General features: G+C 71.6%; 15 protein-coding genes and 1 pseudogene. 7 read left to right on the top strand and 9 right to left on the bottom strand.

From position 1 onward, the window contains the following. Positions 1 to 334 precede the first annotated feature (334 nt). From AB0C38_RS25010 to AB0C38_RS25025, 4 genes are read left to right on the top strand one after another with little or no spacing between them, the layout of a single operon-like run. The gene (locus AB0C38_RS25010; RefSeq protein ID WP_360677447.1) at positions 335 to 1,615 is read left to right on the top strand and encodes a SidA/IucD/PvdA family monooxygenase; all 1,281 of its coding nucleotides are present in this window, start codon (positions 335 to 337) and stop codon (positions 1,613 to 1,615) included. Next, positions 1,615 to 3,279: a class I tRNA ligase family protein gene (locus AB0C38_RS25015; protein WP_360677449.1), complete on the top strand. Its 1,665-nt coding sequence runs from the start codon at positions 1,615 to 1,617 to the stop codon at positions 3,277 to 3,279. Before AB0C38_RS25010 ends, AB0C38_RS25015 begins: the two co-directional genes overlap by 1 nt. Beyond that, positions 3,279 to 4,313 carry an FAD-binding oxidoreductase gene (locus AB0C38_RS25020; protein WP_360677451.1) on the top strand — a complete coding sequence of 345 codons (1,035 nt, stop codon included), beginning with the start codon at positions 3,279 to 3,281 and terminating at the stop codon, positions 4,311 to 4,313. Before AB0C38_RS25015 ends, AB0C38_RS25020 begins: the two co-directional genes overlap by 1 nt. Positions 4,314 to 4,332: 19 nt before the next feature. Continuing rightward, positions 4,333 to 5,637 (top strand): NAD(P)/FAD-dependent oxidoreductase, encoded by a 1,305-nt coding sequence (locus tag AB0C38_RS25025; RefSeq protein ID WP_360677453.1) that lies wholly within the window; start codon positions 4,333 to 4,335, stop codon positions 5,635 to 5,637. A gap of 63 nt (positions 5,638 to 5,700) precedes the next feature. On the opposite strand, the gene AB0C38_RS25030 is transcribed toward AB0C38_RS25025, so the two are convergent. The 5 genes from AB0C38_RS25030 to AB0C38_RS25050 all read right to left on the bottom strand — a co-directional run bounded on the left by AB0C38_RS25030 (position 5,701) and on the right by AB0C38_RS25050 (position 12,346). Beyond that, complete coding sequence (locus AB0C38_RS25030; protein WP_360677455.1) at positions 5,701 to 6,954, bottom strand: ATP-grasp domain-containing protein; 1,254 nt, start codon at positions 6,952 to 6,954, stop codon at positions 5,701 to 5,703. Beyond that, positions 6,947 to 8,200 carry an acyl-CoA dehydrogenase family protein gene (locus tag AB0C38_RS25035; RefSeq protein WP_360677457.1) on the bottom strand — a complete coding sequence of 418 codons (1,254 nt, stop codon included), beginning with the start codon at positions 8,198 to 8,200 and terminating at the stop codon, positions 6,947 to 6,949. Before AB0C38_RS25035 ends, AB0C38_RS25030 begins: the two co-directional genes overlap by 8 nt. Beyond that, positions 8,197 to 9,513: an ATP-grasp domain-containing protein gene (locus AB0C38_RS25040; RefSeq protein ID WP_360677459.1), complete on the bottom strand. Its 1,317-nt coding sequence runs from the start codon at positions 9,511 to 9,513 to the stop codon at positions 8,197 to 8,199. The genes AB0C38_RS25035 and AB0C38_RS25040 overlap by 4 nt, the downstream gene beginning before the upstream one ends. Further along, complete coding sequence (locus AB0C38_RS25045) at positions 9,510 to 10,784, bottom strand: MFS transporter (protein WP_360677461.1); 1,275 nt, start codon at positions 10,782 to 10,784, stop codon at positions 9,510 to 9,512. The genes AB0C38_RS25040 and AB0C38_RS25045 overlap by 4 nt, the downstream gene beginning before the upstream one ends. Before the next feature lie 128 nt (positions 10,785 to 10,912). Next, positions 10,913 to 12,346, bottom strand: coding sequence for an NB-ARC domain-containing protein (locus AB0C38_RS25050; RefSeq protein ID WP_360677463.1), 1,434 nt, complete (start codon positions 12,344 to 12,346; stop codon positions 10,913 to 10,915). 203 nt (positions 12,347 to 12,549) lie between these two features. Between AB0C38_RS25050 and AB0C38_RS25055 the strand changes: the two genes are divergently transcribed. After that, on the top strand, positions 12,550 to 15,609 hold the full coding sequence (locus AB0C38_RS25055; RefSeq protein WP_360677465.1) for a LamG-like jellyroll fold domain-containing protein: 3,060 nt from the start codon (positions 12,550 to 12,552) through the stop codon (positions 15,607 to 15,609). A gap of 13 nt (positions 15,610 to 15,622) precedes the next feature. On the opposite strand, the gene AB0C38_RS25060 is transcribed toward AB0C38_RS25055, so the two are convergent. Both AB0C38_RS25060 and AB0C38_RS25065 read right to left on the bottom strand, forming a co-directional pair. After that, positions 15,623 to 16,354 (bottom strand): SDR family oxidoreductase, encoded by a 732-nt coding sequence (locus AB0C38_RS25060; RefSeq protein WP_360677467.1) that lies wholly within the window; start codon positions 16,352 to 16,354, stop codon positions 15,623 to 15,625. 11 nt (positions 16,355 to 16,365) lie between these two features. Then, positions 16,366 to 17,226, bottom strand: coding sequence for an SDR family oxidoreductase (locus tag AB0C38_RS25065; protein ID WP_360677469.1), 861 nt, complete (start codon positions 17,224 to 17,226; stop codon positions 16,366 to 16,368). Between the two features lie 90 nt (positions 17,227 to 17,316). Between AB0C38_RS25065 and AB0C38_RS25070 the strand changes: the two genes are divergently transcribed. After that, positions 17,317 to 17,898, top strand: a complete 582-nt coding sequence (locus tag AB0C38_RS25070; protein ID WP_360677471.1) for a TetR family transcriptional regulator — start codon at positions 17,317 to 17,319, stop codon at positions 17,896 to 17,898. Here AB0C38_RS25070 and AB0C38_RS25075 read toward each other — a convergent pair. Further along, positions 17,852 to 18,876, bottom strand: a pseudogene (locus AB0C38_RS25075) (SDR family NAD(P)-dependent oxidoreductase). The gene AB0C38_RS25070 and the pseudogene AB0C38_RS25075 sit on opposite strands and share 47 nt — an antisense overlap. Between AB0C38_RS25075 and AB0C38_RS25080 the strand changes: the two are divergent. Then, positions 18,813 to 19,577, top strand: coding sequence for a helix-turn-helix transcriptional regulator (locus AB0C38_RS25080; protein WP_360677473.1), 765 nt, complete (start codon positions 18,813 to 18,815; stop codon positions 19,575 to 19,577). The pseudogene AB0C38_RS25075 and the gene AB0C38_RS25080 overlap by 64 nt on opposite strands. Here the strand turns inward: AB0C38_RS25080 and mptB are convergent. After that, positions 19,484 to 20,929: a polyprenol phosphomannose-dependent alpha 1,6 mannosyltransferase MptB gene (gene mptB / locus AB0C38_RS25085; protein ID WP_360677475.1), complete on the bottom strand. Its 1,446-nt coding sequence runs from the start codon at positions 20,927 to 20,929 to the stop codon at positions 19,484 to 19,486. The genes AB0C38_RS25080 and mptB overlap by 94 nt on opposite strands. Positions 20,930 to 20,993 lie beyond the last annotated feature (64 nt).

Raw genomic sequence — 20,993 nt, forward strand, 5'->3', positions numbered from 1 at the left:
TGAAAATGCCGGAGAGTGCGCGCCCGACCGCGTTCAGGTTGCGGCAGCCCACAGGAAGCGTGCACGTCCTTCGTATCGGACATATCACCCGGTTCGTTAGGAAGAATTGATCGCAATCAATTTTCTTGATCGCGATCGATCCCCGGGCCGGCCGACCCCGCGACCACGGACGAGATTCCCCGGCACCCGGGAAAACCGTCCCTACCACCCGGGAAACAGCCGTCCTTACTATCGGTCCGGGCGTCATGCGGACGCCGCGTACCGACCAGGCGACCATGAGCCGAGGAATGGCCTCGCCGCACGCCGACCTATTCCTAGAAAACGGAGTGTATCTGTGACTGAAGTACAGGTGGGTTTGCTGGCGATCGGGGCCGGACCGGCGAACCTGGCGCTCGCGGTGGCCATCGAGGAGTCCGGGAACCCGGACCTGGCCCGGCAGACGTTGCTGCTGGAGCAGGGCCCGGACATCAAGTGGCAACGCGACCTGCTGATGCCGTGGGCGCGCAGCCAGGTCTCCTTCCTCAAGGATCTGGTGACCTTGCGCAACCCGCGCAGCAAGTTCTCGTTCCTCAACTTCCTGCACGACCAGCGGCGGCTCGACGAGTTCGTCAACCTGGGCACGTTCCACCCGTTCCGCTGGGAGTTCTCCGACTACCTGCAGTGGGTCGCGAAGTCGCTGGAGCAGGTCCACATCCGGTACGACGCCAAGGTGCGGAGCATCGAACCCGCGCGCGACGCCGGCGGGTCGATCACCGGCTGGGTCGCCACGCTCACCGACGGGGACACGATCCACTGCCGCGACCTGGTCGTGGGCGGTGGCCGGGACACGCACGTGCCGGAGGTCTTCGCCGACCTGCCGGCCGACCGGCTCATCCACAGCGCCCAGTACCGGCGCCGGATCGCGGAGCTGCCCGCGGACGCGCCCCTGCGCGCCGTCGTGGTGGGCGGGGCGCAGAGCGCGGCCGAGATGTTCATGGCCCTGCACGACAACCTGCCCAACAGCACCCGGACGATGATCGTGCGGTCGGTGGGCCCGCAGAACTACCAGACGAGCAAGTTCGTCAACGAGCTGTTCTTCCCGTCGTTCGTCGACCGCTTCTACGACAGCCCGCCCGAGATCCGGCAGCAGGTGCTGGACGAGATGCGGCTGACCAACTACGCCGGGGCGGCGCCGCCGTTCCTCGACCACATCTACACCACGCTCTACCAGCAGCGCGGCATCGGCCAGCACCGTTCGGAGGTGCGGACGCTGACCGAGGTGGTGGGCGCCCGGGTCACCGGCGACGAGGTCGTCCTCGACCTGCGCGACCGGACCAGCGGCAAGGTGGAGCCGTTGCACTGCGATCTGGTGCTGCTCGGCACCGGCTTCGACCACCGGATGCCCGCGATGGTCCGCGACCTGGCCGACCGCGTCGGCCTGGCGGAGATCTCGGTCAGCCGCTGCTACCGGGTCGACCTCGGCGACTCCGCCTGGGGCGCGGTGTACCTGCAGGGCGTGAACGAGGCCACGCACGGGATCGCCGACTCGCTGATCAGCGTGCTGGCCCACCGTTCCCGCGACATCGTCGACGACCTGCTGGCCCGCCGCGGCGCCGGCGAGCGCAAGGCCGGCTGATGGACCGGCTCGTGGTGATCTCGCCCGCGCCGACGGCGAACGGGGACCTGCACCTCGGTCACCTCGCGGGGCCGTTCCTGGCCGCGGACGTCTGCACCCGGTACGCCCGCGCGACCGGCCGGGAAGCCTTGTACGGCACCGGCATGCACTTCACCCAGAACTACGTCGTCACCGCGGCCCGGCGTCTCGGCGTGGCCCCGGAGGACCTGCGGGAGCGCTCGGCCGAGCAGGTGCGGCAGACCTTCACCGCGATGGGCGTCGAAGTCGACGGGTTCGGCTGCCTCGGCGACCGGTTCACCGAGCTGGTGACCGGCTTCTACCGGCGCCTGCACGGACTGGGCCTGCTGGAGCTGCGGACGGTGCGATTCCCGTACCTGCCCAGCACCGGCGAGTACCTGACGGACGCCTACCTCACCGGCGGCTGCCCGTTCTGCCTCGCCCACGGGAACGCGGGGATCTGCGAGAGCTGCGGGCTGCCGATCGCCCCCGGCGACCTGCTCGACCCGCGTTCGACCGTCTGCCCGGACGAGCCGCTGGAACACCGGGAGACGGACATCCTCGTCTTCCCGGTGGAGCGGTACCGCGCGGAGCTGGAGGCGTACTTCGCCCGGATGCCGATGCGCCCCGGCATGGCCCGGCTGATCGAGTCCGCGCTGGCGGGCCCCCTGCCGGACTTCCCGATCACCCAGCCGGCGTCGTGGGGCATCCCGGCGCCGTTCCCCGAGGTGGCCGGGCAAGTCATCTACCCCCACATGGAGGGCATGCCGTGGAGCATGTTCACCACCGCGCTGGCCGCCGAGAAACGCGGCGCGGTCCTGACTGTCGACGACGAGCTGTGGCACGCCGACGCGGGCACGACGGTGGTGTACTTCCTCGGCCTGGACGCGACGTACCCGTTCGCGATCGTGGGCACGGCGATGCTCACCGCGCTCGGTGAGCACGTGCTGCCGGCGCAGTACCTCACCAACGAGTTCTACGAGCTGGCCAACGAGAAGTTCTCCACCAGCCGCGGGCACGTGGTGTCCGGCCGCGAGCTGGCCGCCGAGGTGCCGCGCGACCTCATCCGCTTCCATCTCTGCGCCACCAGCCCCGAATATCAGCGCACCGACTTCACCCGCGAGGCCCTGCTCCGGGTCAGCGAGACGCGGCTGACCGGACCGTGGAACCGGGTCGCGGCGGTGGTCGACGACTGGGTCGACCGCGGTCCGCTGCCGGTCTCCGAGACCGCCCGGCGGACGGCGCGCCGGATGGCCGAGCGGTTCGCCGACGGGTACGAGCTCCGCCGGTTCAGCTTGACGGCCGCGGCCTCGACGCTGGCCGAGCAGCTCGGCCGGCTGGACCGCCTGGCCGCGGTGGCGACGGCCGAGACCGCGGGCGACCTGTGTCACCAGGTGGACGTGTTCCTGCGCTGTGCGGCACCGATCCTGATCGACCTCGCGGCGGCCGCGCTGCCGGACACGATGCTGCCCGGCCACCCGGACGCGGACACGGTCATCCCCAAGCGGCTTCCACGGCTGGCCGCAGTGGCTCGAGTGGCTGGGCTGGCCGGAGCGGCCGGGGTGGCCCAAGCGCCCGGAGCGGCTGGAGCGTCCCGGGCGGTTGGCGCGGTCGGAGCAGCCAGGGTGGCCGGCGCATCCGGGGCAGCCGGGGCGCTGGCTCCCTGATGGCCACGGTCGCCGTCGTCGGGGGCGGGGTGACCGGGCTGGTGACCGCGATCGGGTGCGCGCGGGCCGGCCACCGCGTCATCGTGCTCGAGCGGGGGCCCGTCCCGAACCCCGCGTCGACGTCGGCCGACCAGCATCGGGCGCTGCGGGTGCTGCGCCCGGACGATCTCGATGGCACCCTGCGGATGGCCGACGCCCGACGCCGCTGGCTGGAGCTGGAGTCGGTGCTGCGGACCAGCATCTTCCGGCCGGTAGGCGTGGTCACCTCGGCCACCCCGGACGAGTTGGAGCGCGCGCTCGACACCGCGCGTCAGGCGGGGCTGTCCGCGACGGCCGTCGCGCCGAAAACCCTGCCGTCCGTGCTGTTCCCGGCCGGGACCGGCGGGGTGCTCGACCCCGCCGCCGGGGTGCTGCTGGCCGACCGGTTCCTGCGCGCCGCCGCCGAGTGGCTCGCCGCGCATCCCGCCGTGGTCCTGCGGCCGGGATGCGCGGTCACCGGCATCGGCGACCACGAGGTAATCCTGGCCGACGGCATCACGGCCGAAGCGGACGTCGTGCTCGTCGCGGCCGGGCCGTGGACCGCCGACCTGACCGGGCCGCCCGTCGTGCTGCACCGTCAGACGATGGTCTACCTGCGCCCGCCGCCGCACCTGGCCCGCTGGTGGGCGTCGGCTCCCGGGGTCGGCCGGATCGGAGCCGACCGCCGCGCCTGGCTGCTGCCTCCCGGCGGCGGCACCCTGCTCAAGATCAGCTCGGACGCGGTGTGCCGGGAGGTCGCGACCACCGCGGACCCGGAGCACGGGGCGTGGGCCGCCCGGCTGCTCGCCGAGCCGATCCTCGCCGACGCCGCGGGCTACGCGGTCGTCGCCGTGCGGGACTGCCACTACGCGACCGATCCCGGCACCGGTGGCCCGGTGCTCAGCCGGATCCGCCCGTCCGTGTGGTCCCGCTCCGCCTGCGGCGGGTCCGGGTTCGGCACCGCTCCGCTCGTCGCCCAGGAGATCCTCGGCGCTGCCCTGGAGGTCAGTGCGTGAACGACAAGGAGAGTGCGTAGTGGAGTTCACGGTTGTGGGTGCCGGCATGGCCGGCGCGTTCCTGGCGCTCTCGCTGGGCAAGCAAGGCCACGCGGTGACGGTGTACGACCGCCGGCCGGACCCTCGCGAGACGGCGAGCGCGGTGACGTCCATGAACCTGGGGCTGTCCCGGCGAGGTCTGGCGGCCCTGGACCGGCTGGGGCTGTCGGCGGACGTGCAGCGGCTCGTCACGCCGATGCACGGGCGGATGCTGCACGACCTGGACGGGGGGTTGCGGTTCTCGGCCTACGGCGAGGGCGGCATCCTGGCCGTCCAGCGCCAGGACCTGAGCGCGCTGCTGGTGGACGCGGCCTCCCGGGTCCCCGGCGTACGGTTCGTGTTCGGCACGCGGTGCACCGGGGTGGACCGGGACCTGCCGTCGGTGTCCTTTGTGGACGCGAACGGGCAGTCGCTCGTGGTGAAGCCGGACGTCGTGGTGGGCGCGGACGGCGCGTTCTCGGCCGTCCGCCGGTCCATGCACCACGACCAGCGCGCGGAGTTCTCGCAGAGCTACCTCGAGTGGGGCTGGCGCGAACTCCACATCCCGGCCGCACCCGACGGCACCCACCGCATGGCCGAGAACGTCTTCCACCTCTGGCCCCGCGGCGACGTCATGATGTTCGCCCACCCCAACCGCGACGGCTCCTTCACCTGCTCCTGCGTCATGCCGTTCCACGGCACCCACGGCTTCGACTCGCTGCACTCGGCGGCGGACGTGGAATCCTTGTTCCGCGAGCACTTCCCCGACGTCCTGCCGCTGGTCCCCGACCTCGGCGAGACGTTCCTGCGGCGCCCCACCTTCACCCTCGTCACCGTCAGCACCGCCCCGTGGACCCACGAGGGCAAGGTGGTGCTGATCGGCGACGCCTGCCACGCCGTCTACCCGTTCCTGGCCCAGGGCATGAACTCGGCCTTCGAGGACGCGCTGGAGCTGACGGACAGCCTGGCCCGCCACGCCACCGACACGACGGCGGCGCTGGCCGGGTACTACACCCGCCGCAAGCCGAACACCGACGCGCTGGCCGCGATGTCCCACCGCAACTTCGCCGAACTCCGCGACACCGTGCGCTCGCCGGCGGTCCGCCTGGAACGAGCCTGCGACACGCTGCTGGAGAAGGTGCTCCGGCAGCGCTGGATGCCGCTGCACGCGATGGTCACCAACACGACCATCCCCTACGCCCAGGCCCAGCGCCGGGCGACCCGCCAGCACCGCATCCTCCAGTCCCTGGGGGCTGCCGCCCTTGCGGCCGTGGCCGTCACCGTGGGCCGCAGGCTCCGCCGCTGACGCACCGGAAAGAGGCCTTCGCCGCTGATCCGGCGAAGGCCTCTTTTCTTGCGGTACAACGCTTTACTCCGGACGAACCTCGATCCGCACCAGACCCGCAGCCTTCTCGGCGCGCTGCAGGGCCTCGGCCGGGCTGTCCGCCTCCGTCATGACCAGGCCCGCGCGGTCCCACGAGCTGCGCAGGCCGGCGAACCGGCGGCCGGGACCGACCTGGATGTCGACGAGGAACACGCCTTCCACCCCGCGGGCCTGCTCGATGCCCAGCACGGCGTCGATCACACCGGGCTCCATCGGGACGAAGCGGACGGCCGCCCCGCCGGTGGCGCGGCGGGGCAGCTCCGGCAGGGTTTCGCCGCGCATCAGGGCGAAGTACGAGTGCAGCAGCTTGATCGGGTAGGCGTGGTCGATGATCTCCATGATGCCGTCGCCGGCGATCCGGCCCGCGCACTCGACGAGGTACGGGACACCGTCGCCGGCCACGATCCACTCGCAGTGCAGGATGCCGTCGGCGAACCCGACGGCAGCGGCCACCTGACGGGTCAGGTCCGCCAGCGTCTCGGTGAGGTCTTCGGGGATGTCGGCCGGCACGATGTGCGCCAGCTCCACCGGCCGCGGGCCCGGGTAGAGCTGCTTGCCCGTGACGTTGGCGAACAGCTGCCGCCCGCCGCGGACGAGCATCTCGACGCTGTACTCGGGGCCGGGCACGTACCTTTCGGCCAGCATGCGCAGTTCCATCGGCCGGTCGGGGACGAAGATGCCCTCGTCCTGCTCGACGCAGTTCGCCCAGGCCCGATCGACTTCGGCCGGGTCGTGGACGATCTGTGTCCCCACGGCGGCCTGCCGGTTCGCCGGCTTGAGCACCACCGGGCCGGGGTGCGCCCGCATGAACGCCAGCACGTCCGCCGGGCCGGTCACCGTGGCGCTCGCCGGGTTGGCCACCCCGGCGGCCGCGCTGACCCGGCGCAGCAATGCTTTGTCCCGCAGGATCAGCGCGGCGCCCAGGCCCGCGCCCGGCACGCCGTAGCGTTCGGCGAGCCGGGCGGCGAACGGGGTGGCGTACTCGATCAGCGGGACCACCGCGACCGGGTCCAGGTCGCGGTGGCGCGCGTAGAACTCGTCGGCCGCGCCGGGCCGGGTGTGCTCCCACTCGATCAGTTCCCGGACCAGGGCCGACCCGGCCAGCTTCGCGCGCAGGTCCCGCTTGCGGACGACGTCCGGCTCTTCGACGAGGACGACCGAACCGTCGGGTTCGGCGCCGGTCAGGGCCAGCAGCACCGGCGTCACGAACCCGACGATCAGGATGGGCCGCTCACGCATCGGTCTTGGGCTTGTCCACGATGCCGAGCATGAACCGCATGGACGGCTTGGCGCCGACCAGGTGCGCGCCGACGGTCTGGGTGACCCGGTCCCGCGCGGTCGGGTGCATGGCCATGGTGAACGAGTCGCGCAGCCACCGGTTCATCGGGTCACCCGACCTGATCGCCGCGGTGCCGAGCAGGTCGCAGAGCCGCTGCACGACCCGCTTGGACATCCGGAACGCCTGCCACCCGGTCAAAGCCGGGGCGACCCGCTCGTCGGGCGTCAGGTCGTCCAGCGTGCCGATACCGTCGGCGGTCACCTCCCACTGCCGCTCCAGGGCCCGGTACACCCCGGCCCGGGTCGTGCTGTAGTCGGCCTCGCACTCGGCCAGTGTGATCTGGATGTGCTCGTTGTCCTTCCAGGCGACGCCGCTCATCCGCCAGGGCGAGCCCTTCAGGTTGTCGACCCGCTCGATGGTGAGGCCACGGACGTAGTCCAGCGCGGCCCTCGCCGTGCCGAGCGGGACGCCGCACATGCTGCGCTGGATCACGTCCGGCTGCACCAGCGGTCCGTTGGGGACCTTCGGGTTGTCGAACGTGAGGGAGTGGTTCTCCGGCACGAAGACGTCCGTGATCGTGTAGTCGCTGCTGCCGGAGCCGCACAGGCCGAGGGTGTTCCAGTTGTCGAGGGATACGGTCTCCTCGCCTCGCACGAAGAACAGCCGCGACTCGTGCGGGTTGCTGCCGTCCGGGCTGGCGTAGGGCTCGCCGTTCTCGAACACCATGGCGCCGGAGGCCACCCAGTCGGCGTGGGTCGAGCCGCTGCCGAACCCCCACCGGCCGGTGAGCCGGTAGCCGCCGGGAACCCGTTCCGCGTGCCCCGTCACCGGGAGCACCCCCGCGGAGTGCATGTCGATGCTGGTGAACATCCGGCGAGCCTCGTCCTGGTCGAGGAAGTTGGCGTGCAGGCCGATGTCCGAGCCGAGCTTGGCGCACCACCCCACGGACGCGTCGCCGTACGAAAGCGCCTCGATCACCTCGGTCTGCTCCATCGAGGTCATCTCGGGTCCGCCCCAGGCCCGGCTGAACCCGATCCGGAAGACGCCGGCGTCGCGCAGCAACTGCACCACGTCCGCGGGCAGGCTCCGGTTCGCCTCGATCTCCGCGGCCCGCTCGCGCAGGACCGGCGCGAGCGCCTTCGCGTTCTCGAGGATCTGCGCGCCGGTCAGCGGCACATCGGTGCGGGCGGGCTCGGTCATGGTCATGCGGAAACTCCCTCGTGTTCGTCGACGTCGAGCAGCCCGGCCGGCATCTCGAACGCGGTACCGGGTTCTGGTGGGTCCACCGGGTCGGCCTCGATCCGCACCGCGGCAGCGGCCGTGTCCAGTCGCTGGTCGCAGGTCGCGGGGTCGTCGGCCTCGCACACCACGAACGAGTGCCGGGCCAGGTAGCCGCCGGGCGGCAGCCGCAGGGTCGTCCCCGGGTCGATCATCGGGGCCGCGACGACCAGGCCGGGCGTGCCGGCCGGGACGGCGATCTCGTGGACCAGGCAGTCGTGGTCCGGGTAGCCGAACCGGATCCCGGCGACCGTGCGCCGGGTCGGCGTGATGACCGGCCGGGTCCCGACGGTGACGGCGAACAGCACCTCGCCGGGGTCGATGCCGGTGGCCGTCTTGCCGAGGAACGGGATCAGGTCGCCGCCGAGCCGTCCGTTGATCTCGATGATCAGCGGCCCGCGGTCGGTCAGCCGGACCTCGGAGTGGGTGATGCCGTCCGCGACGCCGAGCGCGCGGTGCGCCCGCGCCAGGACGTCCATCAGCCCGGCGTCGTGCAGCAGCGGGTCGCCGGCGTCGACGATGTGCCCGACCTCCTCGAAGTACGGCTGGTCGCCGGTCTGCTTGCGGGCCACGAACATCGGCAGGTACTCGCCGTGGTGCACGGCGGCGTCGATGCTGATCTCCGGCCCGCGGACGTAGCCCTCCACAATCGCGGCGCCGCCGTAGCGGCTCTGGTCGACCGTGGCCGCACCCATCGCGACCCCGAACGCGGCGTCCAGTTCGGACTCGTCTCCGGCGTACACCACGCCGATGCTCGCGCCCATGGCCCGCGGCTTGAGCACGACCGGGTAGCCGATCCGGGCGGCCGCCGCGCGGGCCTCGCCGAGGCCGGTGGTCAGGGCGAATCCCGGTTGCAGCAGCCCTTCGGCGGTCAGCACGGTCCGGGTGCGGTTCTTGTCCCGGCAGCCGCGAACCCCGGCCACGCTCAAACCGGGCACCCCGAGCTCGGCGGCGAGCTCACCCGCGGCGAGCACGACCGGTTCGTCCCAGCACATCAGGCCGGCGATCCGGTGCCGGCCGGCGACCTCGCGGGCGGCGGCGAGCATTTCGTCCGCGTCGAAGACGTCGACGTGCACGATCTCGTCGAAGTACGCGTGCTGCCAGGTGGGCTTGAGGTTGTTCAGCAGCACCAGCCCGAGGCCGGCCTCGCGGGCACACCGGTGGATCGACGTGACCAGGTATTCGCGATACGTCCGCAGCCCGCTGCCGATGACCAGCAGCACGCCCTGGTGTTCGTTCATGATCGCTCCCCCACGGCTTCCGGTTCGGTGGCGGCCACCGGACCGGGCTCGGAAACAGGTTTCGGCTGTCTGAGGTCGTAGACGTGCATCAGGCCGGCGGCGACGGACAGCAGCGCGCAGAAGCCCCAGAACGCCGGGCCGCCGGACCGGCTCCAGATGAGCAGCCCCAGCACCGGGCCGATCGTGGCGGCCAAGCCGGACAAGGTTTCCTTCGTCGCGATGTAGCGGCTTCTCAGCTCGACGGGGAAGGTGGCCGGGTGAGCGGCCGTGCTCGGCCCGTGGATCATCAGCCCGGACACCGCCAGCAGCGCGCCGGCGACCACGAAGAACGGGTGGTCCGCGATCAGCGTGTAGAGCAGGTACCCCAGCCCGGCGACCAGGCACCCGGACAACCCGGCGAGGTACTTCGGGATCCGGACGATGTACGTGGTGATCTTCAGTTCACAGGTGATCAGCACGAGCGACGAGATCACCAGCACCGTGCTGTAAAGACCGACCGGGTAGCCGGCGGAGACGATGTTCAACGGCAGTACCGCGACCGACCCGGCGTAGACGATCATCCCGAACACGCCGGCCAGCAGGTAACACAGGAACCGGGTGTCCCGGACCATCGTCCCGTACACCGCACGGGCGCTCGTGGCCGGCGCAGGCGTACCGGCGGGCTCGGCACTCTGCCGAGCCGTGCTTCGCTTCGGCAGCAACAAGAACGCCAGCAGGGCCCACAGCGCCGCCGTCGCGCCGTCCAGCCAGAACAGCAGGTCCCAGTTCACCAGGATGACCAAGGCCGCCAGCAGGGGCGCCACGGCGGCACCGATGTTCAGCGCGATGCGCAGCATCGAGAAGCCCATGACCTTGTGCTCTTCCGGCATCAGCTCGGCCAGCAGCACCGCCGCCGCCGGCCGGTACGCCTGGATCGCCAGCCCGGACAGGGCGATCACCGCGAGCAGCGCCCCGGGCACGCCCCGGACCAGCGGGATCGACGCGACGAGCGGTGCCGCGCACGTCATCGCGGTCACGATCGTCGTCCGGCCGCCGAACCGGTGGGTCAGCTCGCCACCGAGCATGGCACCGAAGATCGCCCCCACGCTGTACGCGGCGAGGCAGACCCCGGCGAACCCGACCGAGCTGCCCTGGAACGTCAGGTACAGGACCAGGAACGTCTGGACGAACGCGCCCAGCTGGTTGACCAGCATGCCGCCCAGCAGGTACCGGACCGGGGCCGGGGTCGCCCGCAGCACCGCGAAGACACCGGTCCGCGCACCGCCGGTCACGCCGGCTCCTCCTTGGTCGGTCGCACATCCACCTCCGTGGTCACGAACTCGCGATGGTGCACGGGGCGCACCCGCGCGGATTCCGTCCACAGGGGACAGTGCGCGCCGCCGACCCGGCGGACCGCTGCTCAAAGGCTAGGTTCGACCCGTTCCCGGCAGGTAGGGGAACTGTTCCCGTCGGCCCGGGAATCTCGCGAGCAGTGGCCCACCTCGTGGCGCAGCGCCTCCGACGCGGTCCTGCGCGCCCGGCGGCCGGACCTCGGGGCCGCGGCGGTGTGCGATGGCCGCTCCCGTTCCGCGGCGAACATCCCGACCAACGCGGGGACCGCGTAGCGGCCCGCGCCGTCGGCGCGCCGGAGAAGCCCGGCGTCCACCATGGACTCCAGGAGTTCGTCGGCGGTCTCGATCGAGACGTCCATCGCCGCGGCGATCCCGCTCGCGGTCGTCCAGCCCGATCCGAGGTGGCGGGTGGCTTCACGAACCGCGGGAGAAAGCCTTTCGTAGGCCGACGTGAACCGGTCGCGTACGGTGACGTCCCCCACGCTCAGGCTGTCGAGCAGCCGTTCACGGTCCGAGAGCCGGCTCGCGGTGGAGGCGATCGTCCGTTCCGGCCGTGCCGCGATCTTGCGGCCGACGATGGTGATCGCCAGCGGGAGATCGCCGCACAGTTCGGCGATCGTGCCGGCGGCGTCGGGTTCCGCGCGGATCCGGCGCGCACCGGCGATCCGGCCGAGCAGGGCCAGCGATTCCTCGCGGGTGAACGCAGCCAGCTCGACGCGGTTCGAGTCCTCCAGACCGAGCAGGCGGCCGCGGCTGGTCACGACGACTTGGCTGTGCGCCGTCCGACCGAGCAGCGGGCGCACCTGCCCCTCGTCACGGACGCCGGTCAGCAGCACGATCAGCCAGTGTTCGGCCAGCAGTGACCGGTACAGGTCGATCCGGTGCGCCGGGTCGTGGGGCGCGAGGTGGTCCGGTACGCCCAGTGCTCGCAGGAAGCCCCGCACGATGCCATCGATCGAACGGCCGCGGTCGCTCAGGTCCGCGTAGAGCTGCCCGTCCGGGAAGTTCGCGGCGACCTCTTCGGCCAGCCGCAACGCGAAGGCGGCTTTGCCGGCACCGATCGGGCCGGTGACGAGCAGCGGCACCTTCACCGTCCCGCTCGAGCCGATCATCCCGGCGGCGTCGGCCAGCTCCCGGTCCCGACCGACGAATGTTCTCGAGCCGATGGGGAGCTGGGCCGGCCGGGCCAGGCGCACGGCGCCGGAAGTGTGGTCCTCCCGCGGCTGGCCGCGACGACCCGTTTGTCCGGCGATGCTCCGCCACCGCCGTTCCCACGCCGCGCGGTCACCACCGCACGCGGACACGAACGCTAGGGTCACGGCCAGGGTCGGCAGCCGGCGGCCGCTGGCGGCGCTGGACAACACCGACGGCGCGAAGAGCGCCGTCCGGGAGAGCTCCCGGTAGCTCGCGTTTCCCGCCCTCTTCCGCAGCACCCGCAGCTCATGGGCGAACGCGGCGATCGGACCGGTGGTGACGTCGAGCGGACGTTCGGGCCGACCCATGCCACCTCCCCAGGATGGCGCAACGCGACCGCGCTGCGTAACGACAGCCCCCCGCCCTACCTGGCCCAAGTTAAAGGACCGGCGAAGGTCGCAGCAGATACGTCGGCATCGGCAACGACAACCGGGTGTTCCCTTTTGAGTGATCCTGAGCGATAGTGGTCGAGTCTGAGTTTTACAACGTTGTAAACCTGCGGGAGGACGCGATGCGCGGGCGACTGTCCTGGGGAACTGTCTGGCCGGCCGCACTGAGCCTGCTCGCGCAGGTGGCGCTCGGCGGTGTCGCCGACGCGGCCGAAGACACCGCCCGACCGGCACCCGGGGCCGGGACGCACTTCCTCGACCACACCTCCTCCCTCGCCGGCTACGCCGAGCCCGGCTGGTACGAGGCGAACATCCCGTTCGTGGACCTGCCCGACGCCACGATGCAGAGTGCCTACTACTACCGCTGGCGCGTCTACAAGGAGCACCTGCGCTACACCGACCCCACCGACGGCTGGATCTCGACGGAGTTCCTCGACTGCTGCGGCTACGCCGCGCCCTACCAGGCCATCAACGCCGCGGCCGGGCACCAGCTGACCGAAGGACGCTGGCTGCGCGACACCAGCTACGGCCAGGACTACCTCAAGTTCTGGCTCACCGGCCCGGGCGCCGGCCCCAAGCCCGCCACCGACGACGTCAACGCCGACACCACCGACTGGGCCCACGAGTACAGCGTCTGGCTGGCCACCTCGGCCTACGGCCAGGCCCAGGTGACCGGGGACTTCGCGCCGCTGCGCGACCTGCTTCCGGCCCTCGTGCGGCAGTACCGCGGCTGGGACAAGCAGTTCAACGCCGACCTCGGCCTGTACTGGTCGGTCCCGGTGTGGGACGCCATGGAGTTCTCCGCCTCCTCCTACGAATCCGCCGAGCCGTACCACGGCGGCGCCGGCTACCGGCCGACGCTCAACTCCTACCAGTACGGCGACGCCGTCGCGATCAGCCGCATCGCGGGCTCCCTCGGCGACCACAAGCTCGCCACCGAGTACGCCCAACGCGCCGCCCGGCTGAAGACCTCGCTGCAGAAGTGGCTCTGGGACCCGAAACGCGGTTTCTACTACGCCATGGCCCGCGACGACAACCCGAGCCACCAGCTGTCCGGAAGCCGCGAGCAGATCGGCTATCTCCCGTGGATGTTCGGCGCCGCGCAACCGGCCGACAGCACGGCGTGGTCGCAGCTGCTCGACCCGAGCGGGTTCGCGAGCGCCTACGGCCCGACCACCGCCGAGCGCCGCAGCCCGTTCTTCATGAAGGACGCCGGCTCGTGCTGCCGCTGGGACGGGCCGAGCTGGCCCTTCGCCACCTCCCAGACGCTGACCGGCCTCGCCAACCTGCTCGACGACTACCCGGCGCAGCGCTCGATGTCCAAAGAGGACTACGCCGCGGCGCTGGCCACCTACGCCCGGACCCAGACCAAGGACGGCAAGCCCTACGTCGCCGAGGCCCACGACCCGGACCGCGACGCGTGGATCTACGACGGCCGCAACCACAGTGAGGACTACAACCACTCCACCTACACCGACCTGGTCCTGTCCGGCCTGCTCGGCCTGCGCCCGCAGACCGGGGACACCCTGGACGTCCGGCCGCTGACACCGTCCACATGGGACCACTTCGCCGCCGAAAACGTGCCGTACCACGGGCACAACGTCACGGTGCTGTGGGACCGCGACGGAAAGCACTACGGCCAGGGCGCCGGGATGCGCCTCTACGTCGACGGACGGCTCGTCCAGCGCTCCGCGACGCTGCGAAACACCACCATCGACGTCGGCCGCACGCTGGTTCCCCCGCGCGACGACCTGGTCAACGACGCCGCCAACCCGCTGCGCACCGGCTATCCCCGGCCGATCACCTCCTACACCTTCCCCGGCGACAACGCGTGGAACGCCCTCGACGGCAAGGCCTGGTACAACGAAGTTCCCGAGAACACCCGGTGGACGAACTACGCCTCACCGAACGCGAACGACTTCTACGGCGTCGACTTCGGCGCACCCACAGCGGTCGGCGACCTCCGCTGGCACGGCTACGACGACGGCGGCGGGGTCAAACCGGCTGCCGCCTACCGCCTGGAGTACTGGACCGGCTCGGCCTGGCAGGAGATCCCCGGCCAGGTCCGCGAGCAGGCTAGCCCGGTGGGCAACGGCGTCAACCGCGTCACCTTCCCCCCGCTGACCACCAGCAAGGTCCGGCTCGTGTTCACCAACCCGCCGGGCGCCTTCGTCGGCGTCACGGAACTGCAGTCCTGGACGCCGTCGAGCCCGGCCGCCCGGATCACCGTCGGTCCCGCCAACGCCAACGGTGTCGTCACGGTCGATCGGACCACTCCGCTGACCGTCACGGTCCGCAACACGACGTCGAGCCCTCTCATCGCTCCGCGGGTGAGCCTCGCCGTGGCGGACGGCTGGTCGGCGGCGCCCACCGGGCGGCCCGCCCCCACGATCGCGCCCGGCCAGTCACGGACCTGGACCTCCACGGTGACGGCACCGGCAGGCGCCGAACCCGGCAGCGCCGCGGCCTTGACCGCGACGGTGTCCTACCGCGGCCCCGGCGGCCGCGCGGAAAGCACGCACCAGCGCCAGAACCTCCAGATCGCCCACCCGGCCGGACAGCAGAACCCGGTCGGCGCTTGGAGTCTCGACGAAGGCAGCGGCACCGTCGCCCACGACACCGCGGGCGCCCACGACGCCACCTTGACGGGCACGCCCGGCTGGGTCCCCGGCGTGACCGGCACGGCGCTGCAGCTCGACGGCTCGAGCCAGTACGCGGAAACGAGCGGTCCCGTCCTGGACACCACGGGGAACTACTCGGTCGGCGCCTGGGTTCGGCTGGACCGCACGGGCTCGTGGGCCACGGCGGTCAGCCAGGACGGCGACCCGAGCAGCGCGTTCTACCTCCAGTACTCGGCGGCCGACGACCGCCTGGCGTTCTCGACCAGCTCGGGCCGCGCCCTGTCGGACGTCGCCCCGCAGCCGGGCCGCTGGTACCACCTGGTCGGGGTGCACGACGCCGACGCGGGCACGTACGTCCTCTACGTCGACGGCGTGGCGCAGACCAAGACGTGGAGCCAGGCCGCCGGCGACGCCGCGCCCGGCCCGCTGGCGATCGGCCGCGCGGTCTCCGGCGGGCAGCACAGCGACTTCTGGCCGGGCAGCGTCGACGACGTCCAGGTGTGGAACCGGGTGCTGACCGCGAGCGAGATCAAGGCGGCGGGGGCAGCCATGAGCGGCTAGCGGACGCCGTACGTCAGTCGAGCGGGCCGAGTCCGTATCCGCCGTCGGCGACAAGCTCGGCGCCGGTGGCGAAGCGGGCCTCATCGGACGCGGCGAACATGATGAAGTCGGCGATCTCTTCGGGGGCGGCGTTGCGCGGGACGGCGAGGTTGCCGACGGGGACGATCGCGCTGCCGTCGGGCGCGTAGGCCAGCGGCGTTTCGATGATGCCCGGGTGGACCGAGTTGACGCGGATGTTGTCGCGGGCCAGGCCCTTGGCCGCCGCGCGCATGAGGCCGCGCAACGCCCATTTGCTGCTGCTGTAGGCCACGAGCTCGGGCGCGGCGGTGAGCCCGGCGATGGAGTTGACGTTGACGATCGCGCCACCGCCGGCCTTGCGCATCGACGGCGCGGCGGCGCGGATGCCGAGCAGCGCGCCCGTGAGGTTGGTGTCGACCACGCGCCGGAACTCCTCGAGCGGGATGCTCTCGACGTTGCCGATGCGCAGGTAAGCCGCATTGTTGACCAGGACGTCCAGCGGTCCGAAGTGTTCTTCGGTCCGCGCGACCGCCTCGGCCCACTCGGTCTCGCTGGTCACGTCGAGGCGGACGCCGAAGCCTCCCGCTTTCTCGGCGACTTCGTCGTACCGGCTGCGGGACGCGGCGACGACGTTCGCGCCCGCCCGGGCGAACTGGACGGACAGCGTGGTGCCCAGCGCGCCGGACGCGCCGGTGATGAGAACGGTCTTGCCGGTGAAGTCGAACATGGCGAGCTCCTTCAGCGGGTGAGGGCCTGGGCGGCGTCGTCGGCGTCGGTGGAGTGGGCGAGGGTTCGGCCGGCCTCCAGGGCTTCGAGGCGGTCGCGCAGGGCGGCGGTCGCCAGCGCGTAGGCGTCGGAGCCCAGGGTCAGCCGGAACGGCGGCTCGGCCTGGTCGGCGGAGGCGATGATGGCCGCCGCGATCTTGGCGGGGTCACCGGGTGCGGGCAGCGGCGGCAGTTCGCCGGAGAACACGCGGCGCAGTTGCCCGGACGGGCCGTCGGCGTATTCGGGCAGCGGCGCGCCCAGGACAGCGGCGCCGACGCCGAAGTTGGTGCGGGCCATGCCGGGTTCCACGAGGGTCACGCGGATGCCGAACGGCGCGAGCTCGGGCGCGGAAGACTCCCAGAACCCTTCGATCCCCCACTTGGTGGCGTGGTAGAGGCTCATGGCCGGGAAGGCGATCTGGCCGCCGACGCTGGCGATCTGAATGTAGCGTCCGCCGCCTTGACGGCGCAGGTGCGGGGTGGCGGCGCGGGCGAGCTGGATCGAGGCCGTGAGGTTGGTCGCGAGCTGCCGGTCGATCTGCTCGTCGGTGAGCTCTTCGGGCGCCCCGAAGAGCCCGTAGCCGGCGTTGGACACCACGACGTCGATCCGGCCGAGCTCGGCGAACGCGCGGTCGACGACCTCGCGCAGCGCCGCCGTGTCGGTGACGTCCAGGCGGGCGCGCCACAGCCGGTCGCCGTAGCGCGCGGCCAGGTCGTCCAAGGTGTCGAGCCGGCGGGCCGTGGCGGCGACGCGGTCGCCTCGGGCGAGCAGCTGTTCGGTGAGCTCCCGGCCGAAGCCGGAGGACGTGCCGGTGATGAACCAGGTGCGACTCATGCCTGCTCCTTCGTAGGTAAGTAACTGGTTACATTCATACCTGAGACCGGCCGGACTGTAAACACCTGGATGGTTATGTACGATGAGGCCATGCCACCCGACGCCACCGAGACCAAGCGACGACTCAGGGAAGCGGCCGTCGCCGAGTTCGCCGCCCACGGCCTGGCCGGCGCCAGGATCGACCGCATCGCCGAGTCGGCCGCAGCCAACAAGCGGTCGATCTACATGCACTTCGGCAGCAAGGAAGAGCTGTTCGACAAGGTGGTCGGCGACGCCTTCCTGGAGCTCGCGGCCTCGATCCCCTTCACCGAAAAGCACCTGATCGGCTACGCCGGCGACCTGTTCGACCGCCTGGAGAAGTGGCCGCACATCCGGCGGCTCTACCTCTGGGCCGGCCTCGAACGAGAGCAGTCCTTCGAGCCCGAGGTCGCGGGATACCGCGCGCGGGTCGTCGCGATCGCGGCCGCGCAGAAAGCGGGCAAGCTCCGCGCCGACATCCCGCCGGCGGAGCTCATGGCCATGGTGATCGGCGTGGTGATCAGCTGGGACAGCGCCGCCTGGTCGCTGAAGGCCCTGCAGCCGGAGTTCGGTTTCGACGACGTCGCCGGCCGCCGGGCCGCGGTGGTCAGCGCGGTGGCCGGGCTCCTCCAGCCGCCCCGGTCCGGCTCGTGACGGTCAGGGCTGGTCGGTGGGCCGGACGACGATCTCGTTGACGGCGACCCGCCGGGGGGCTGGTGACGATGTACCCGACCGCGTCGGCGATGTCCTCCGCGTGCAACGCTTCGACCTTGCCGAACGCGGCGGTGAAGTCCGCGTCGGAGTTGTCCTTCTGGTCGAACAGCTCGCTTTCGGTGCGCCCGGGTTCGACCACGGAGAACCGCAGGTTGCGGGTCGTGTACTCCTGGCGCCAGGCTTCGGTCGCCGCCGTCACGGCGAACTTCGTCGCGCTGTAGAGCGCCACGGTCGGGGCGGCGAACCGGCCGGCCACCGACGAGATGGTGACGACGTCGGTCACCTCGCGCGGGCTGCTCTGAGCCGCCGTCAGCAGGTGCGGCAACGCCGCCTTGGTCACGTACATCAGCCCGCGGAGGTTGACGTCGACCATCCGGTCCCACTCGTGCAGCGGCGACGTCTCCGACGGGCCGTTGAGCATCACCCCGGCCGCGTTCACCAGGGTGTCCAGCCGGCCGAACCCGGCGACGGTCCGCTCGACGGCGGCTGCCGCGGCCGCCGGGTCCGTCAGGTCGGCGGCCACCACCAGGGCTTCGCCGCCCTCGGCGCGCACCTCCGCGGCCAGTTCTTCGAGCCGCCGGCGCGGCGCGCCACGAGCGCGACGCCCGCGCCCGCCCCGGCCAGGCGACGGACGGTGGCCCGCCCGATGCCGCTGGAAGCGCCGCTGATGAGGGCGACCGTGCCGGTCAGGTCGTCAGCCATGAGAAGAGTCCTTTCGGTACTGGAAACGCTGTCCAGTCCAGGACAGCAACCGCGGCGGCGCGCGGGAACGGGATGGCGCGCACCCTCGCACCTGGTACTCGCAGTACTCGCCAAGCCCTGCGCGGTCGCGCCCGCCGGGCGAAAATGGACCCATGACGAAGCCGAGTACCTTGCGGGAGTTCTTGATGTCCCGTCGGGCGCAGCTCGACCCGGCATCGGTGGGGCTGCCGGCCTCGCCCGTGGCCCGCCGCCGCCGCGGGCTGCGACGCGAGGAGGTCGCGGCGCTGGCCGGGGTGAGCGTCGACTACTACGCCCGCCTGGAGCAGGGCCGGATCGGGAACGTGTCCGATCAGGTGCTCACCGCCATCGAAGACGCTCTCCGGCTCGGCCCGCTCGAACGCGAACACCTGCGTTCCCTCGTCAGCACTCCCCCACCCGGGAAGGCACGCCGCCCGGCGGTGAAGCCGGCCAAAGCGCGCAGCGGGATCCGGGCGCTGATCACCGCCATGGAGCCGATCCCGGCGATCCTGCAGAACTCGCGGATGGACATCCTCGCCTGGAACCGCTCGGCGAAGGTCCTGCCAGCCGACTTCGACGCGATGTCCACAAAGGACCGCAACGTCGCCCGCCGGCTGTTCCTCGACCCCACGACCAGGATCCGGTACCCGGACTGGGAGGCCGTGGCGGCTCCCACCGTCGCCGCGCTGCGCGCCGCGTACAACCCGAACTCCGCCGACGAAGGCCTCGAGCAGCTGGTCGGGGAGATGACCCTCAACTACGAAACCCTGTCCCTGCCGGACTCCGGTGGCCAGTTCATCTCCACCTACACCGCCGATGCCGGCTCGCCGTCCGACGAGCGCTTGCGCATCCTGTTGAGCTGGCACGAAACTCCCGCCGAGACGGAGCGCACCGGGTGATCGGACTTCCGGGACAGCGCCGTCAGCACGCCGACCCCGGCCGAAACCACCGCCAGCACCCCGAAACCCCACGGCGGCAGCAGACTCTTCCCGTCCGGGTGCGTGCTCACCACGAGCCACGTCGAAACCGCCGCGGCGACCGCGACGCGGGAAGCCGGCCACGCCACCGCCGCCCCGAGCACCAACGGCCAGGTGAAGTACCAGGGAAGGGCCACCGGTGCCAGCACGACCGTCGCGAACAGCGCCACCGCGGCTCCTCGGACGGCGGCCGCACCTCCGGCGCGCGAGCGCCACCACAGCCACGTCACCAGACCGGCGAGGACGACCCAGCCGGCCAGCCGGCACGTCGCGACCACCGGGCCGGGCAGCACCACGCCGCCGAGCTTGCCGAGCGCGGTCGGGATCGACAGCCATGGCTCCAGCACCGCGTTCCCGCTCAGCGCCCGGATCCAGCCGAGGTCGACCCCGGCGACGACCGTGCAGAGCCCGAACGTCGTGACCACAATGGACACCGAAGCCGCGAACACGGCGAAGAACCCGCGAGCACCCGGTCGGTGTGCCGCCCACACCCACACCAGGAACGGCAAGGCCACCGCCGCCGGCGCCTTCACCGCGGCAGCCAACGCGACCGACGCGAAACCCAGTTCCGGCGCACCCGTGAGCACCAGCGCCGTCCCCGCCGCGAGCAGTCCGACCATCAGCAGGTCGTTGTGCCCGCCGGACACCACGCACAGCACCGTCAGCGGGTTCGCCACCGTCATCCACAAGGCGCGTTCCGGCCGGGCACCGAGGTGGCGGCACAGGACGGGCAGGGCGAAACAGAGCAACGCCAGCCCGGCCACCATCGTCAGCCGGGTCAGGAACGCGCCGAGGACGACGTTCTCCCCGGTCACGGCGACCACGGCCTTCACGATCAGGATCTGCAGCGGCCCGTAGGGCGACGGGACCGACATCCACCCGCCGGCGGCGTTCTCGGTGAGCACGCCCGGAAGTTCGCCGGGCACGTGCGTGTAGGGGTCGAGACCGGCGTGCGCCACGGCGCCCTGCGCGAGGTAGGTGTACAGGTCGGTGCTGAACAACGGCGGCGCGCAGAGCAGCGGGACGCACCACAGCCACGCCGCGCGCACGACCTCGCGCGCGTCCCCCGACTGTCCCAATCGGACCCAAGCCGCCAGCACGAGAGCGAGGCCGAGGTACAGCACCGCGGTCGCGAAAACCCGGCCGTACCCGGCTTGCCAGGCGCCGGACAGCACGGGATCGCGTGGCGTCGCACCCGCTCCGAACGCGCCGAGCGAAACCAGCACGGACCCGGCCGTTCCCCAGGCAGTGGCGCTCTTTCCGGCGAAGATCATGGGACAGGTCTAGTCAGCGGGTGCTCACCGGCCGTTAAGATCGGCTTTTATCCGCTCTTTATCC

This window comes from Amycolatopsis sp. NPDC048633 (assembly GCF_040650695.1).
In the GTDB taxonomy this organism is placed as follows: Bacteria; Actinomycetota; Actinomycetes; order Mycobacteriales; family Pseudonocardiaceae; genus Amycolatopsis.